Here is a 14250-nt window from a genome sequence, read left to right as displayed (position 1 = left end):
GCGTCACGGCCTGTGGATATCGCGGCCGAATGCCGCCCGCCCGGCACGCGCCGGGCGGACGTTCACCGCTGTCGCTCCGTCAACTAGGCACCTTTTTCGGCCTGTTCGCGCATCCTGTCCGCGAGGTGCGGGGGCATCGGCTCGTGCCGGGCGTACGCCCGGTCGAACCGGCCCGCGCCGTGCGAGACGGAGCGCAGGTCGATCGCGTACCGGCCGATCTCGATCTCCGGGACCTCCGCCATGACCAGCGTCCGGCCCGGACCGGCCTGTTCGGTGCCGACGACCCGGCCGCGCCGCCCCGACAGATCGCTCATGACCGGGCCGACGTACTCGTCGGGGACGAGGACCCGGACCTCGGCGACCGGCTCCAGGAGGTGGACGGGGACCTCGGCGGCCGCCTCGCGCAGCGCGAGCGCCCCGGCCGTCTGGAAGGCGGCGTCGGAGGAGTCGACCGAGTGGGCCTTGCCGTCCCGCAGGGTGACCCGGACGTCCACGAGCGGATAGCCGGCGGCGACGCCCCGGGCGGCCTGGGCCCGTACGCCCTTCTCGACGGAGGCGATGAACTGGCGCGGGACCGCTCCGCCGACCACCTTGTCGACGAACTCGATGCCGCTGCCCGCCGGCAGCGGCTCCACGTCGATCTCGCAGATCGCGTACTGGCCGTGGCCGCCGGACTGCTTGACGTGCCGCCCCCGGCCCGCCGAGGCGCCGCCGAAGGTCTCGCGCAGCGACACCTTGTACGGCACGGCGTCGACCTGGACGCCGTACCGGCCCCGGAGCCGTTCGAGGACGACGTCCTGGTGGGCCTCGCCCAGGCACCACAGCACCACCTGGCGGGTGTCCTGGTTCTGTTCGAGGCGCATGGTCGGGTCCTCGGCGACCAGCCGGGCGAGGCCCTGCGAGAGCCGGTCCTCGTCGGCCTTGCTGTGCGCCTCGACGGCGAGCGGCAGCAGGGGCTCCGGCATGCTCCACGGCTCCATGAGGAGCGGATCGTCCTTGGCGGAGATCGTGTCGCCGGTCTCGGCGCGGCCGAGCCTCGCGACACAGGCGAGGTCCCCGGCGATGCAGTGCGGCAGGGGTCGCTGCTGCTTGCCGAACGGCGAGGTCAGGCCGCCGATCCGCTCGTCGACGTCGTGGTCCTCGTGCCCCCGGTCGGCCAGGCCGTGGCCGGAGACGTGCACGGTCTCGTCGGGGCGCAGGGTGCCGGAGAAGACCCGTACCAGGGAGATCCGGCCGACGTAGGGGTCGGCGGCGGTCTTGACGACCTCGGCGACCAGCGGGCCGTCGGGGTCGCAGGTGATCGGCGGACGGGGCTGCCCGTCGGGCGTGGTGACGGCGGGCGGCACGTGCTCCAGGGGGGACGGGAAGCCGCCGGTGATCAGTTCCAGGAGTTCGAGGGTGCCGAGGCCCTGCGTCCCGCCGTCGGCGGCGGGGGCGGCCGCGAGGACCGGATGGAAGGTGCCCCGGGCGACGGCCTTCTCCAGGTCGTCGACGAGCGTCTTCACGTCGATCTCCTCGCCGCCGAGGTACCGGTCCATCAGGGTCTCGTCCTCGCTCTCGGCGATGATCCCCTCGATCAGCCGGGCCCGGGCCTCCGCGATCAGTTCCCGCTGGCCCTCGTCGGGCTCCTCCTCGCGTCGCACGCCCGTCGAGTAGTCGAGGATCCGCTCCGAGAGCAGCCCGACGAGTCCCGTGGCGGGCGCGTGCCCGTCGGCCCCCTCGGCGCCGCGCACGGGCAGATAGAGGGGGAGGACGGCGTCCGGGTCGTCGCGCCCGAAGAGGTCGGCGCAGACGGCCGTGAGCTCGGTGAAGTCGGTGCGGGCGGTGTCGAGGTGGGTGACGACGATGGCGCGGGGCATGCCGACGGCGGCGCACTCCTCCCAGACCATGCGGGTGGAGGCGGCGACGGCATCGGCCTCCTGCGCGGCCGAGACGACGAAGAGGGCCGCGTCCGCCGCCCGCAGACCGGCCCTCAGCTCCCCGACGAAGTCGGCGTACCCGGGGGTGTCGAGGAGGTTGATCTTGAATCCGTCCCAGCCGACCGGGACGAGGGAGAGCTGTACGGAGCGATGCTGGCGGTGCTCGATCTCGTCGTAGTCGGAGACCGTCCCGCCGTCCTCGACGCGACCGGCCCGGTTGACCGCCCCGGCGGTCTGGGCGAGCGCCTCGACGAGGGTCGTCTTGCCGGATCCGCTGTGGCCGACCAGCACCACGTTCCGTACGGACGCGGGCCGGTCGGCCGTCAAAGCCCTGCCGGCGGCTCCGGCGGCCGTGTTCGCCTTGTCACCCATGATGTGTTCCTCCCGACTGCTCGCACGGTGCTTCGGGACGCGGGCGCGGGGGGAGTGGCGTGTCGCGGTGCGGCTCCTGCGCGTGCCCGCGGTGGTCCTTCGAGCTTTGCACCGGCTTCGGGACGCGTCCATACGTCGTACACGGACAGGCCCGCGGGGGGACGCCGACGCGGCGGGGAAGGGTGCCCGCCACGTGGGCGGCACGCGCGTGGCTACGATGGGTGAGCCGGTGGTCATAGGGGCCGCGCGGCCCACCGAACCTCGGGAAGGCCATGCTGAACAAGTACGCGCGTGCCTTTTTTACGCGTGTCCTCACACCGTTCGCCGCGTTTCTGCTCCGCCGGGGCGTCAGCCCCGACGCGGTCACGCTCATCGGCACGGCGGGAGTGATGGCCGGTGCGCTGGTCTTCTTCCCCCGGGGAGAGTTCTTCTGGGGCACGATCGTCATCACCCTCTTCGTCTTCTCCGACCTCGTCGACGGCAACATGGCGCGGCAGGCGGGGATCTCCAGCCGATGGGGGGCGTTCCTCGACTCGACGCTCGACCGGGTCGCCGACGGCGCGATCTTCGGCGGCTTCGCGCTCTGGTACGCGGGCAAGGGCGACGACAACGTGATGTGCGCGGTCGCCATCTTCTGCCTCGCGAGCGGCCAGGTCGTCTCGTACACCAAGGCGCGTGGCGAATCGATTGGCCTGCCGGTCGCCGTCAACGGTCTGATCGAGCGCGCCGAGCGCCTCGTGATCTCGCTGGTCGCCGCCGGTCTCGCCGGCCTGCACGCCTTCGGCGTGCCCGGGGTCCAGGTGCTGCTCCCGATCGCCCTGTGGATCGTGGCGGTCGGCAGTGCGGTGACGCTGGGGCAGCGCGTGGTGACCGTACGACGCGAGTCGGCCGAGGCGGACGCCGCGGCCAGGGGGAGCGAGGCGACTTCGTGAGCGCGCTGAAGGACAGGCTGACCGACGGGCTGTACGGCCTCGGCTGGTCGACCGTGAAGAAACTGCCGGAGCCCGTGGCGACCGGCCTCGGCCGGCGGATCGCCGACTTCACCTGGAAGCGGCGCGGCAAGAGCGTCCTGCGGCTGGAGTCCAACCTCGCGCGCGTGGTGCCGGACGCCTCGCCCGAGCGGCTCGCCGAGCTCTCCAAGGCCGGCATGCGCTCGTACATGCGGTACTGGATGGAGTCCTTCCGGCTGCCGACCTGGAGCAAGGAGCGGGTCGAGAGCGACGTCGACATCAAGGACGCCCACTACCTGCTCGAAGGGGTCGCCTCCGGGCGCGGTGTCATCATCGCGCTGCCGCACCTGGCCAACTGGGACCTCGCGGGCGTGTGGGTGACCCGCGTGCTCGGCTTGCCGTTCACGACGGTCGCCGAGCGGCTCAAGCCGGAGACGCTGTACGACCGCTTCGTCGCCTACCGCGAGTCCCTCGGCATGGAGGTCCTGCCGCACACCGGCGGCTCCGCCTTCGGGACCCTCGCGCGGCGGCTGCGGGCCGGCGGCCTGATCTGTCTGGTCGCCGACCGCGACCTGTCGGCCTCCGGCATCGAGGTCACGTTCTTCGGGGACACCGCCCGGATGCCGGCCGGTCCGGCGATCCTCGCGCAGCAGACCGGCGCGCTGCTGCTGCCGGTGACGCTCTGGTACGACGACACCTCGGTCATGCGGGGCCGGATCCACCCGCCCATCGACGTACCGGAGACGGGCACGCGGGCCGAGCGGACGGCCGTGACGACCCAGGCGCTGGCCGACGCCTTCGCCGCCGGCATCGCGGACCACCCGGAGGACTGGCACATGCTGCAACGACTGTGGCTCGCGGACCTGGAAGAACGCCCGGAGCACGGCGGGGAGCACGCGTGAGGATCGGGATCGTCTGCCCGTACTCCTGGGACGTGCCGGGCGGCGTCCAGTTCCACATCCGCGACCTCGCCGAGCACCTCATCCGGCTCGGGCACGAGGTCTCCGTCCTCGCCCCCGCCGACGAGGACACGCCGCTCCCGCCGTACGTGGTCTCGGCCGGCCGGGCCGTCCCCGTCCCGTACAACGGCTCGGTGGCGCGGCTCAACTTCGGCTTCCTCTCCCACGCCCGGGTCCGGCGCTGGCTGCACGACGGCACCTTCGACGTCGTCCACATCCACGAGCCGACCTCGCCGTCGCTGGGGCTGCTCACCTGCTGGGCGGCGCAGGGGCCGATCGTGGCGACCTTCCACACCTCCAACCCGAGGTCGCGGGCGATGATCGCCGCGTACCCCATCCTCCAGCCGGCCCTGGAGAAGATCAGCGCCCGGATCGCGGTCAGCGAGTACGCGCGGCGGACCCTCGTCGAGCACCTCGGCGGCGATGCCGTCCTCATCCCCAACGGCGTCGATGTGGACTTCTTCGCCCGCGCCGAGCCGAAGAAGGAGTGGCAGGGCGAGACGCTCGGCTTCATCGGGCGGATCGACGAGCCGCGCAAGGGCCTGCCCGTCCTCATGCGTGCCCTCCCCAGGATCCTGACCGAACGGCCCGGGGCCCGGCTGCTCGTCGCCGGGCGCGGCGACGAGGAGGAGGCGGTGGCCTCGCTGCCGCGCGAGATGCGCTCCCGGGTGGAGTTCCTCGGCATGGTCAGCGACGAGGACAAGGCGCGGCTGCTGCGCAGCGTCGACGTGTACGTGGCGCCCAACACCGGCGGCGAGAGCTTCGGCATCATCCTCGTCGAGGCGATGTCGGCCGGCGCGCCGGTGCTCGCCGCCGACCTCGACGCCTTCGCCCAGGTCCTCGACCAGGGCGGCGCGGGCGAGCTCTTCGCCAACGAGGACGCGGACGCCCTCGCGGACGCGGCCATCCGTCTCCTGGGCGACGAGGCGCGCCGCGCGGAGCTCAGCGCCCGCGGCTCGTCGCACGTCCGCCGCTTCGACTGGAGCACGGTCGGCGCGGACATCCTCGCCGTCTACGAGACGGTCACGGACGGCGCGGCAGCGGTGGACACGGACGAACGGGTCGGACTGCGGGCCCGCCTGGGGCTGTAGGGCCTGTCCGGCGGATCAGGGTCGGATAGGACGCCCGAGCCCCTCGGTGCCCCCCGTGTTCCCAGCGCGGGTGGGGCCCCGGGTACGTCGTACGGTTGCGGCCCGCGCCCCTGGGCAGGGGTGCGGGCATGGATCCGATCACCGTGCACCGGCTCGATCTCGGGCACTTCACCCGTCCCGCCGCCGAGTGGGGCGGGCTCCACGCGCGCGTGGAGCCCGTCCTCGGGTATCTCGTACGGCACGCGCGCGGAGCGCTCCTCCTCGACACCGGCATGGGCACCGGCTCGCCCGAGACCGACGCCCACTACCAGCCGGTCCGCAAGCCGCTGACCGTCCGGCCCGGGGACGTGGACGTCATCGTCAACTGCCACCTCCACTTCGACCACATCGGCGGCAACCAGCGCTTCCCCGGCACCCCGGTCCTCGTCCAGCGCGTCGAGCTCGCCACCGCCCGCGCCGGCGGCCACACCATCGACTCGCTCCTCCCCGGCGTCCGGTACGAGGAGATCGACGGCGAGCACGAGATCGCCCCGGGCGTCCTCGTCGTGCCGACCCCGGGCCACACCGACGGGCACCAGTCGCTCTTCCTCGACCACGGCGACCGGGTGACGGTCCTCGCGGGCCAGGCGTACGACTTCGCGGCCGAGTTCGGCACCCCGTACCGCCCCTGGCTCGACCGGCTCGCCGAGCTCGCCGCCGGCCGTCCCGCGCGTGTCCTGTTCGCCCATGACCGTGACCTTTGGGAAGGGATGCTGCCGCCGCCCCGGTAGCCTGTGCGCCCGTGACCGAAACCCTGATCTGGACCGTCGTCGCGCTGATCCTCATCGGCGTCTATCTCAGCTGGACCGCCGGGCGGCTCGACCGGCTGCACTCCCGCATCGACGCCGCCCGTGCCGCCCTGGACGCACAGCTCCTGCGCCGGGCCTCGGTCACCCAGGAGCTCGCCACCTCCGGCGTCCTCGACCCGGCCGCCTCGATCGTGCTGTACGAGGCCGCGCACGCCGCCCGGCAGGCCGAGGAGGACCACCGGGAGGTCGCCGAGAGCGAGCTCAGCCAGGCGCTGCGGGCCGTCTTCGGCGAGCCTGAGCAGGTGGAGCTCGTACGGGAGGCGCCCGGCGGCCCCGAGGCCGCGGGGGAGCTGGCCCAGGCCGTGCGCCGGGTGCCGATGGCGCGCCGCTTCCACAACGACGCCGTACGGGCCGCCCGCGCCCTGCGCCGCCACCGCAAGGTCCGCTGGTTCCGTCTCGCAGGCCACGCGCCCTTCCCGCTGGCCTTCGAAATGGACGACGAGCCGCCGGTGGCCCTTGCTGATCGTCCGGCCTGACCACCCGTAACCTGCGAAAACGATCCACCGGGTCCACATTGGCCCTTGATGTGGACCCCGGGTGGACTGTTTCCTGCTCTTGTCGTCAACCCCCGTTGTCACGAGTGAGGTATCCGTGTCCACCACGCCTTCCACCACCTTCCAGTCCCCCGAGACCGGCACCGCGCGCGTCAAGCGCGGCATGGCCGAGCAGCTCAAGGGCGGCGTGATCATGGACGTGGTCAACGCCGAGCAGGCGAAGATCGCCGAGGACGCCGGCGCCGTGGCCGTCATGGCCCTGGAGCGGGTCCCCGCGGACATCCGCAAGGACGGCGGCGTGGCCCGCATGTCCGACCCGAACATGATCGAAGAGATCATCGGCGCGGTCTCCATCCCGGTCATGGCCAAGTCCCGCATCGGCCACTTCGTCGAGGCCCAGGTCCTGCAGTCCCTCGGCGTCGACTACATCGACGAGTCCGAGGTCCTGACCCCGGCCGACGAGGTCAACCACTCCGACAAGTGGGCCTTCACGACCCCCTTCGTCTGTGGTGCCACCAACCTGGGCGAGGCCCTGCGCCGCATCGCCGAGGGCGCGGCCATGATCCGCTCCAAGGGCGAGGCCGGCACCGGCAACGTCGTCGAGGCCGTCCGCCACCTGCGCCAGATCAAGAACGAGATCGCCAAGCTGCGCGGCTTCGACAACAACGAGCTGTTCGCCGCCGCCAAGGAGCTCCGCGCCCCGTACGAGCTCGTCAAGGAGGTCGCCGAGCTCGGCAAGCTGCCGGTCGTGCTGTTCTCCGCCGGTGGTGTCGCCACCCCCGCCGACGCCGCGCTCATGCGCCAGCTCGGTGCCGAGGGCGTCTTCGTCGGCTCCGGCATCTTCAAGTCCGGCGACCCGGCCAAGCGCGCCGCCGCCATCGTGAAGGCCACCACCTTCTACGACGACCCGAAGATCATCGCGGACGCCTCCCGCAACCTGGGCGAGGCCATGGTCGGCATCAACTGCGACACCCTCCCCGAGTCCGAGCGCTACGCCAACCGGGGCTGGTAAGCACCGATGAACCCCTCTCCCGTCATTGGTGTCCTGGCCCTCCAGGGCGACGTACGGGAGCACCTGATCGCCCTGGCCGCGGCTGACGCCGTGGCCAGGCCGGTCCGGCGCCCCGAGGAGCTCGCCGAGGTCGACGGCCTGGTCATCCCCGGTGGTGAGTCCACCACCATCTCCAAGCTGGCCGAGCTCTTCGGCCTCATGGAGCCGCTCCGCGAGCGCATCGCCGCGGGCATGCCGGTCTACGGCACCTGCGCCGGGCTCATCATGCTCGCCGACAAGATCCTCGACCCGCGCTCGGGCCAGGAGACCTTCGGCGGCATCGACATGATCGTCCGCCGCAACGCCTTCGGGCGGCAGAACGAGTCCTTCGAGGCCGGCGTCGCCGTCACGGGCATCGAGGACGGCCCCGTCGAGGGCGTCTTCATCCGCGCCCCGTGGGTCGAGTCCGTCGGCGCGCAGGTCGAGGTCCTCGCCGAGCACGGCGGCCACATCGTGGCCGTACGGCAGGGGAACGCCCTGGCGACCTCGTTCCACCCCGAGCTCACGGGGGATCACCGCATCCACGGCCTCTTCGTCGACATGGTGCGCGCCGCGAGCTGATCCGATCCCGGTAGGATCTCTCGGGTTCGTTCAGTAAAGGGTTACGCGAAGGAGACAGGCAGATGTCCGGCCACTCTAAATGGGCTACGACGAAGCACAAGAAGGCCGTGATCGACGCCAAGCGCGGCAAGCTCTTCGCGAAGCTGATCAAGAACATCGAGGTCGCGGCCCGCACCGGCGGTGCCGACCCGGACGGCAACCCGACGCTCTACGACGCCATCCAGAAGGCCAAGAAGAGCTCGGTCCCGAACAAGAACATCGACTCCGCGGTCAAGCGCGGCGGCGGCCTCGAGGCCGGCGGCGTCGACTACGCCACGATCATGTACGAGGGTTACGGCCCGAACGGTGTCGCGGTGCTCATCGAGTGCCTCACCGACAACCGCAACCGCGCCGCGTCCGACGTCCGCGTGGCCATGACCCGCAACGGCGGCTCCATGGCCGACCCGGGCTCGGTCTCGTACCTGTTCAACCGCAAGGGTGTCGTCGTTCTCCCCAAGGGTGAGCTGTCCGAGGACGACGTCCTGGAGTCGGTGCTCGAAGCCGGCGCCGAGGAGGTCAACGACCTCGGTGAGTCCTTCGAGATCATCAGCGAGGCCACCGACCTGGTCGCGGTCCGTACCGCTCTCCAGGCGGCCGGCATCGACTACGACTCGGCCGAGTCCAGCTTCGTCCCGACCATGCAGGTCGAGCTCGACGAGGAGGGCGCGCGCAAGATGTTCAAGCTGATCGACGCGCTGGAGGACAGCGACGACGTGCAGAACGTCTTCGCCAACTTCGACGTCAGCGACGAGGTCATGGAGAAGGTCGACGCCTGATCACGGCTCTTCCGCAGCGGGCCGACGGGGACACACCCCCGTCGGCCCGCTGCGTTGTCAGTGCCACCCGATAGCCTGCACAAACAGTTGAGCGACAGCGGTCCAGGGAGGGGCACAGTGCGCGTTCTCGGGGTGGACCCCGGTCTGACCCGGTGCGGCGTCGGCGTCGTCGAGGGCGTCGCCGGCCGGCCCCTGACCATGCTGGGCGTCGGCGTGGTCCGGACGGAAGCCGACGCGGACATCGGCGTGCGCCTGGTCGGCATCGAGCGCGGCATCGAGGAGTGGCTCGACCGCTTCGAACCCGAACTGGTCGCCGTGGAGCGGGTGTTCAGCCAGCACAACGTGCGTACGGTGATGGGCACCGCACAGGCGAGCGCGGTCGCCATGCTGTGCGCCTCGCGCCGCGGCATCCCCGTCGCCCTGCACACCCCCAGCGAGGTCAAGGCCGCCGTCACCGGCAGTGGCCGGGCCGACAAGGCCCAGGTCGGGGCCATGGTGACCCGGCTCCTGCGGCTCTCCGCGCCGCCCAAGCCGGCCGACGCCGCCGACGCCCTCGCGCTCGCCATCTGCCACATCTGGCGGGCCCCCGCGCAGAACCGCCTCCAGCAGGCCGTCGCCCAGAACCGCCTCCAGCAGGCGGCCGCCAAGCACCAGGCAGCCCAGCAGCAAGCGGCCGCCCAGCAGCAGGCCGCTCAGCAGCAGGCAGCCGCTCAGAAGCAGGCCGTCGCTCAGCAGCAGGCAGCCGCTCAGCGGCAGACGACCACCTCGCACCAGGCATCAACCACCCCGCACCAGGCATCCGCCGTGAAAGGCCGAACCCGATGATCGCCTTCGTCAGCGGCCCGGTTGCCGCGCTCGCCCCCACCACCGCCGTGATCGAGGTCGGCGGCGTGGGCATGGCCGTCCAGTGCACGCCGAACACCCTCTCCGCCCTGAGGATCGGTCAGGAGGCCCGGCTCGCCACCTCCCTGGTCGTGCGCGAGGACTCGCTCACCCTCTACGGCTTCGCCGACGACGACGAGCGGCAGGTCTTCGAACTCCTCCAGACCGCCAGCGGCGTCGGCCCCCGCCTCGCGCAGGCGATGCTCGGCGTGCACAGCCCCGACGCGCTGCGCGTCGCCGTCTCCACCGGCGACGAGAAGGCCCTCACCGCCGTCCCCGGCATCGGCAAGAAGGGCGCGCAGAAGCTCCTCCTCGAACTGAAGGACAAGCTCGGCGCCCCCCTGGGCAGTAGCGGCATGGTCGGCGCCCAGCGCGCCGCCGCCTCCGGACCCGCGCCCTGGACCGAGCAGCTGTCCGCCGCGCTGATCGGCCTCGGCTACGCGAGCCGCGAGGCGGAGGAGGCCGTCAGCGCCGTCACCCCGCAGGCCGAGGCCGCCCTCGCCGAGACCGGAACCGCGCCCGTACCGCAGCTGCTCCGTGCCGCCCTGCAGACCCTCAACCGCACCCGCTGACCCCGCCCCGGCCCTCCGGCGGGCCGGCCACCCCCCGACCGTACGAACGAGAAGGCATCCACCGTGAACTGGGACGACGACATCACCGCCGAGGCAGCCGAGGCCGAGGCACGGATCGTCGACGCCGCCGCCGAGGGGGACGACCAGGCCGTCGAGGCCGCCCTGCGCCCCAAGGACCTCAGCGAGTTCGTCGGCCAGGAGAAGGTCCGCCAGCAGCTCGACCTGGTCCTCAAGGCTGCCCGCCAGCGCGGCGCCACCGCCGACCACGTCCTGCTCTCCGGAGCCCCGGGCCTCGGCAAGACCACCCTCTCGATGATCATCGCGGCCGAGATGAACGCACCGATCCGCATCACCTCCGGCCCCGCCATCCAGCACGCCGGCGACCTCGCCGCGATCCTCTCCTCCCTCCAGGAGGGAGAGATCCTCTTCCTCGACGAGATCCACCGCATGTCCCGGCCCGCCGAGGAGATGCTCTACATGGCGATGGAGGACTTCCGCGTCGACGTCATCGTCGGCAAGGGCCCCGGCGCCACCGCCATTCCCCTGGAGCTCCCGCCCTTCACCCTGGTCGGCGCCACCACCCGGGCCGGACTCCTGCCGCCCCCGCTGCGCGACCGCTTCGGCTTCACCGCCCACATGGAGTTCTACGACCCGGGCGAGCTCCAGCGCGTGATCCACCGCTCCGCCGGCCTGCTCGACGTCGAGATCGACCCCGCAGGCGCCGCCGAGATCGCCGGCCGCTCCCGCGGCACCCCCCGTATCGCCAACCGCCTGCTGCGCCGCGTCCGGGACTACGCGCAGGTCAGGGCCGACGGAGTCATCACCCGGGAGATCGCCGAGGCCGCCCTCCGGGTGTACGAGGTGGACAGCCGCGGACTCGACCGGCTCGACCGTGCCGTCCTGGAGGCCCTGCTCAAGCTCTTCGGCGGCGGCCCGGTCGGCCTGTCGACCCTCGCGGTCGCCGTGGGGGAGGAGCGCGAGACCGTCGAGGAGGTCGCCGAACCCTTCCTCGTACGGGAAGGTCTGCTGGCCCGTACGCCCCGTGGTCGGGTCGCCACTCCCGCCGCATGGGCCCACCTCGGACTCGTTCCGCCGCAGGCAGCGGGCCCAGGGAGCGGCGGGAACGGCGCGGGAATGGGACAACAGGGGCTCTTCGGGGCGTGACGGTGGTGACACTCGCCCGGACCGGAACCGGGGTGCGATGCTGGACGTTGTTCCATCGATGCGGACTCGCCTAGACTCCGCCGATGCCGCCCTTTCTGGTCGGCGCGCCCACCCCCGAAGATCAGGCCGCGGGTTCTCCGCGACCGTGCGAAGGAAACCCGTCCCGTGAGCATCGTGACCCTCCTCCCCTTCATCGTCCTCATCGGGGCCATGTTCCTGATGACCCGCTCTGCCAAGAAGAAGCAGCAGGCGGCGGCGCAGATGCGCAACGAGATGCAGCCCGGCACCGGTGTACGGACGATCGGGGGGATGTACGCCACCGTCAAGGAGATCGGCGACGAGACCGTCCTCCTCGAGGTCGCGCCCGGCGTCCACGCCGTCTACGCCAAGAACGCGATCGGCGCGGTCCTCGAGGACTCCGAGTACAACCGCATCGTCCACGGCGACGACCCGGAGTCGGACACCGACGCCGTCGTCCCGGACGACGCCTCCTCGCTCACCGAGACCGCCGAGGCCACGGAGAAGGACGCGGAGACCGAGTCCGAGGACGCGGCGCCGAAGGCCGACCTGACGAAGAAGGCGGACGCGGCCGAGGCCGCGCCCGAGGGGCAGAAGGACGGCAAGGCCGACGGCGAGACCGACGCGAAGTAGTCGCGGCCGGGGACCCCGCGCACGCCCACAGGCGTGCGCGGTCTCCGGAACGGTTGCACGTCTGCGGGGGCAGGTCCCCACACACACTTCGTGGCCGTCTCGCGCATACCCGGCGCGAGACGGTTGGACAGGGAGATACGACAGGTGGCAGCACCGAAGAAGGGCCGAGGGCCGGCGGGGGGACAGAGCCGTCCGGGCCGCGCCCTGGCATTCATCCTGATCGCCATGGTCGCGCTCACCGGCGGCATGTTCTGGTCGGGGCACACCACCCCGCGCCTCGGCATCGACCTCGCCGGCGGAACGTCGATCACGCTCAAGGCGAAGGCCGAGCCCGGCCAGGAGTCGGCGGTCAACGAGACCAACATGAACACCGCGGTCGGCATCATCGAGCGCCGTGTCAACGGTCTGGGTGTCTCCGAGGCAGAGGTCCAGACCCAGGGCCGCGAGAACATCATCGTCAACATTCCCCGGGGAACGAACGAGAAGCAGGCCCGCGAGCAGGTCGGCACCACCGCCCAGCTCTACTTCCGGCCCGTTCTCACCGTCGCCGACGGCGCACCCCCGGCGGCGCCCAGCGCCACCCCCTCGGGCTCCGCCTCGGGCACTCCCTCGGCCAAGCCGTCCTCCTCCGCCTCCGGCGCGAGCGTCGGCGAGAAGTCGGCGACCCCGACGGCCACCGCCACCACGCAGGGCCGCGCGGTCAGCGAGGCCCTCAAGGCGCCGAGCCCGACGCCCACGGCGAGCTCCTCGTCCTCCGCGAAGCCGAAGGCCACCGGAACCCCGCAGGCGACCCCGACGGCGGACGCCGCCACCGCGGCGCTGCAGCAGAAGTTCGCGACCCTGAACTGCCTCGACCCCAAGCAGCGCGCCGCCGCCGGCCAGGGCGTCAAGCCGACCGAGCCCACCGTGGCCTGCGGTGAGGACAACCCGGGCGTCTGGGCGAAGTACCTCCTGGGCCCGGCCGAGGTCGAGGGCAAGGACGTCGACGACGCCAAGGGTCAGTTCGACCAGCAGCGCGGCATGTGGATCGTCACCATGGACTTCACGGACGAGGGTTCGAAGAAGTTCCAGTCGATCACCGGCAAGCTGTCGCAGCAGGCCGACCCGCAGAACCGGTTCGCGATCGTCCTCGACGGCCAGGTCGTCTCGGCGCCGTCCGTGCGCCAGACGCTCAGCGCCAGCGCGGAGATCTCCGGCAACTTCAACCAGGAGTCGGCCCAGGACCTCGGCAACATCCTGTCCTACGGTGCCCTGCCGCTCACCTTCGAGACCCAGAGCGTCGACACCGTCACCGCCGCGCTCGGCGGCGACCAGCTGGAGGCCGGCCTCATCGCCGGTGCCATCGGTCTCGCCCTGGTCATCATCTACCTGGTCGCCTACTACCGCGGCCTGTCGCTGATCGCCATCCTCAGCCTCGGCGTCTCGGCGCTCCTCACCTACGTGATCATGTCCCTGCTGGGCCCGGCCATCGGCTTCGCGCTGAACCTGCCGGCCGTCTGCGGTGCCATCGTCGCCATCGGTATCACCGCGGACTCGTTCATCGTCTACTTCGAGCGCATCCGCGACGAGCTCCGCGAGGGCCGCTCGCTCCGCCCGGCCGTCGAGCGCGCCTGGCCGCGCGCCCGCCGCACCATCCTGGTCTCCGACTTCGTGTCGTTCCTGGCCGCGGCCGTGCTCTTCGTCGTCACCGTCGGCAAGGTCCAGGGCTTCGCGTTCACGCTCGGCCTCACCACCCTGCTCGACGTCGTCGTGGTGTTCCTCTTCACCAAGCCGATCATGACGATGCTCGCGAAGACCAAGTTCTTCGGCAACGGTCACCCGTGGTCGGGTCTCGACCCGAAGCGTCTCGGCGCCAAGCCGCCGCTGCGCCGCGCCCGCCGTGCCACTGCCCCTGCCGCTGCCGACCCGAAGGAGGCGTGAG

The 14250-nt window shown here is 71.8% G+C and carries 13 protein-coding genes and 1 pseudogene; 13 read left to right on the top strand and 1 reads right to left on the bottom strand.

The window, feature by feature from the left end:
* Positions 1-83: 83 nt before the first annotated feature.
* The gene (locus ASC82_RS20450) at positions 84-2291 is read right to left on the bottom strand and encodes an elongation factor G-like protein EF-G2 (RefSeq protein ID WP_056650009.1); all 2208 of its coding nucleotides are present in this window, start codon (positions 2289-2291) and stop codon (positions 84-86) included.
* Between the two features lie 272 nt (positions 2292-2563).
* On the opposite strand from ASC82_RS20450, the gene pgsA reads away from it, so the two are divergent.
* The 13 genes and pseudogenes from pgsA (at position 2564) to secD (ending at position 14249) form a co-directional block, all read left to right on the top strand.
* Positions 2564-3223 carry a phosphatidylinositol phosphate synthase gene (pgsA, locus tag ASC82_RS20445; RefSeq protein ID WP_056650007.1) on the top strand — a complete coding sequence of 220 codons (660 nt, stop codon included), beginning with the start codon at positions 2564-2566 and terminating at the stop codon, positions 3221-3223.
* Positions 3220-4143, top strand: a complete 924-nt coding sequence (locus ASC82_RS20440) for a phosphatidylinositol mannoside acyltransferase (RefSeq protein ID WP_056650004.1) — start codon at positions 3220-3222, stop codon at positions 4141-4143. Before pgsA ends, ASC82_RS20440 begins: the two co-directional genes overlap by 4 nt.
* Entirely contained in the window at positions 4140-5291 is a 1152-nt protein-coding gene (locus tag ASC82_RS20435; RefSeq protein WP_056650002.1) for a glycosyltransferase family 4 protein, read from the top strand. The genes ASC82_RS20440 and ASC82_RS20435 overlap by 4 nt, the downstream gene beginning before the upstream one ends.
* A 128-nt stretch (positions 5292-5419) precedes the next feature.
* Positions 5420-6061 (top strand): MBL fold metallo-hydrolase, encoded by a 642-nt coding sequence (locus ASC82_RS20430; RefSeq protein ID WP_056649999.1) that lies wholly within the window; start codon positions 5420-5422, stop codon positions 6059-6061.
* Positions 6062-6072: 11 nt separating this feature from the next.
* A complete protein-coding gene (locus ASC82_RS20425; RefSeq protein ID WP_024758567.1) occupies positions 6073-6615 on the top strand; it encodes a hypothetical protein in 543 nt (180 codons plus the stop codon).
* 115 nt (positions 6616-6730) lie between these two features.
* Positions 6731-7645 carry a pyridoxal 5'-phosphate synthase lyase subunit PdxS gene (pdxS, locus tag ASC82_RS20420; RefSeq protein WP_056649994.1) on the top strand — a complete coding sequence of 305 codons (915 nt, stop codon included), beginning with the start codon at positions 6731-6733 and terminating at the stop codon, positions 7643-7645.
* Between the two features lie 6 nt (positions 7646-7651).
* On the top strand, positions 7652-8245 hold the full coding sequence (gene pdxT / locus ASC82_RS20415; RefSeq protein WP_056649991.1) for a pyridoxal 5'-phosphate synthase glutaminase subunit PdxT: 594 nt from the start codon (positions 7652-7654) through the stop codon (positions 8243-8245).
* Between the two features lie 62 nt (positions 8246-8307).
* Positions 8308-9060, top strand: a complete 753-nt coding sequence (locus ASC82_RS20410) for a YebC/PmpR family DNA-binding transcriptional regulator (protein ID WP_024758564.1) — start codon at positions 8308-8310, stop codon at positions 9058-9060.
* A 117-nt stretch (positions 9061-9177) separates the two neighbouring features.
* Positions 9178-9684, top strand: a pseudogene (gene ruvC, locus ASC82_RS20405) (crossover junction endodeoxyribonuclease RuvC); the annotation flags it as partial.
* 197 nt (positions 9685-9881) lie between these two features.
* Entirely contained in the window at positions 9882-10514 is a 633-nt protein-coding gene (gene ruvA, locus ASC82_RS20400; RefSeq protein WP_056649988.1) for a Holliday junction branch migration protein RuvA, read from the top strand.
* Between the two features lie 63 nt (positions 10515-10577).
* The gene (gene ruvB, locus ASC82_RS20395) at positions 10578-11678 is read left to right on the top strand and encodes a Holliday junction branch migration DNA helicase RuvB (RefSeq protein ID WP_056649986.1); all 1101 of its coding nucleotides are present in this window, start codon (positions 10578-10580) and stop codon (positions 11676-11678) included.
* A 165-nt stretch (positions 11679-11843) separates the two neighbouring features.
* Positions 11844-12329: a preprotein translocase subunit YajC gene (gene yajC, locus ASC82_RS20390; RefSeq protein ID WP_056649983.1), complete on the top strand. Its 486-nt coding sequence runs from the start codon at positions 11844-11846 to the stop codon at positions 12327-12329.
* Positions 12330-12473: 144 nt separating this feature from the next.
* On the top strand, positions 12474-14249 hold the full coding sequence (secD, locus tag ASC82_RS20385; protein ID WP_056649980.1) for a protein translocase subunit SecD: 1776 nt from the start codon (positions 12474-12476) through the stop codon (positions 14247-14249).
* Position 14250: the final 1 nt, after the last annotated feature.

It is taken from the genome of Streptomyces sp. Root431 (genome assembly GCF_001426585.1).
GTDB classification, from domain to species: domain Bacteria; phylum Actinomycetota; class Actinomycetes; order Streptomycetales; family Streptomycetaceae; genus Streptomyces; species Streptomyces stackebrandtii.
This window is presented reverse-complemented; position numbering and strand designations above follow the sequence as displayed.

Excerpts from the sequence above, each read along its gene's own strand:
- ASC82_RS20450 (WP_056650009.1), bottom strand. The coding sequence starts at position 2,291 with ATGGGTGACAAGGCGAACACGGCCGCCGGAGCCGCCGGCAGGGCTTTG.
- pgsA (WP_056650007.1), top strand. The coding sequence starts at position 2,564 with ATGCTGAACAAGTACGCGCGTGCCTTTTTTACGCGTGTCCTCACACCG.
- ASC82_RS20430 (WP_056649999.1), top strand. The coding sequence starts at position 5,420 with ATGGATCCGATCACCGTGCACCGGCTCGATCTCGGGCACTTCACCCGT.
- pdxT (WP_056649991.1), top strand. The coding sequence starts at position 7,652 with ATGAACCCCTCTCCCGTCATTGGTGTCCTGGCCCTCCAGGGCGACGTA.
- ASC82_RS20410 (WP_024758564.1), top strand. The coding sequence starts at position 8,308 with ATGTCCGGCCACTCTAAATGGGCTACGACGAAGCACAAGAAGGCCGTG.
- ruvA (WP_056649988.1), top strand. The coding sequence starts at position 9,882 with ATGATCGCCTTCGTCAGCGGCCCGGTTGCCGCGCTCGCCCCCACCACC.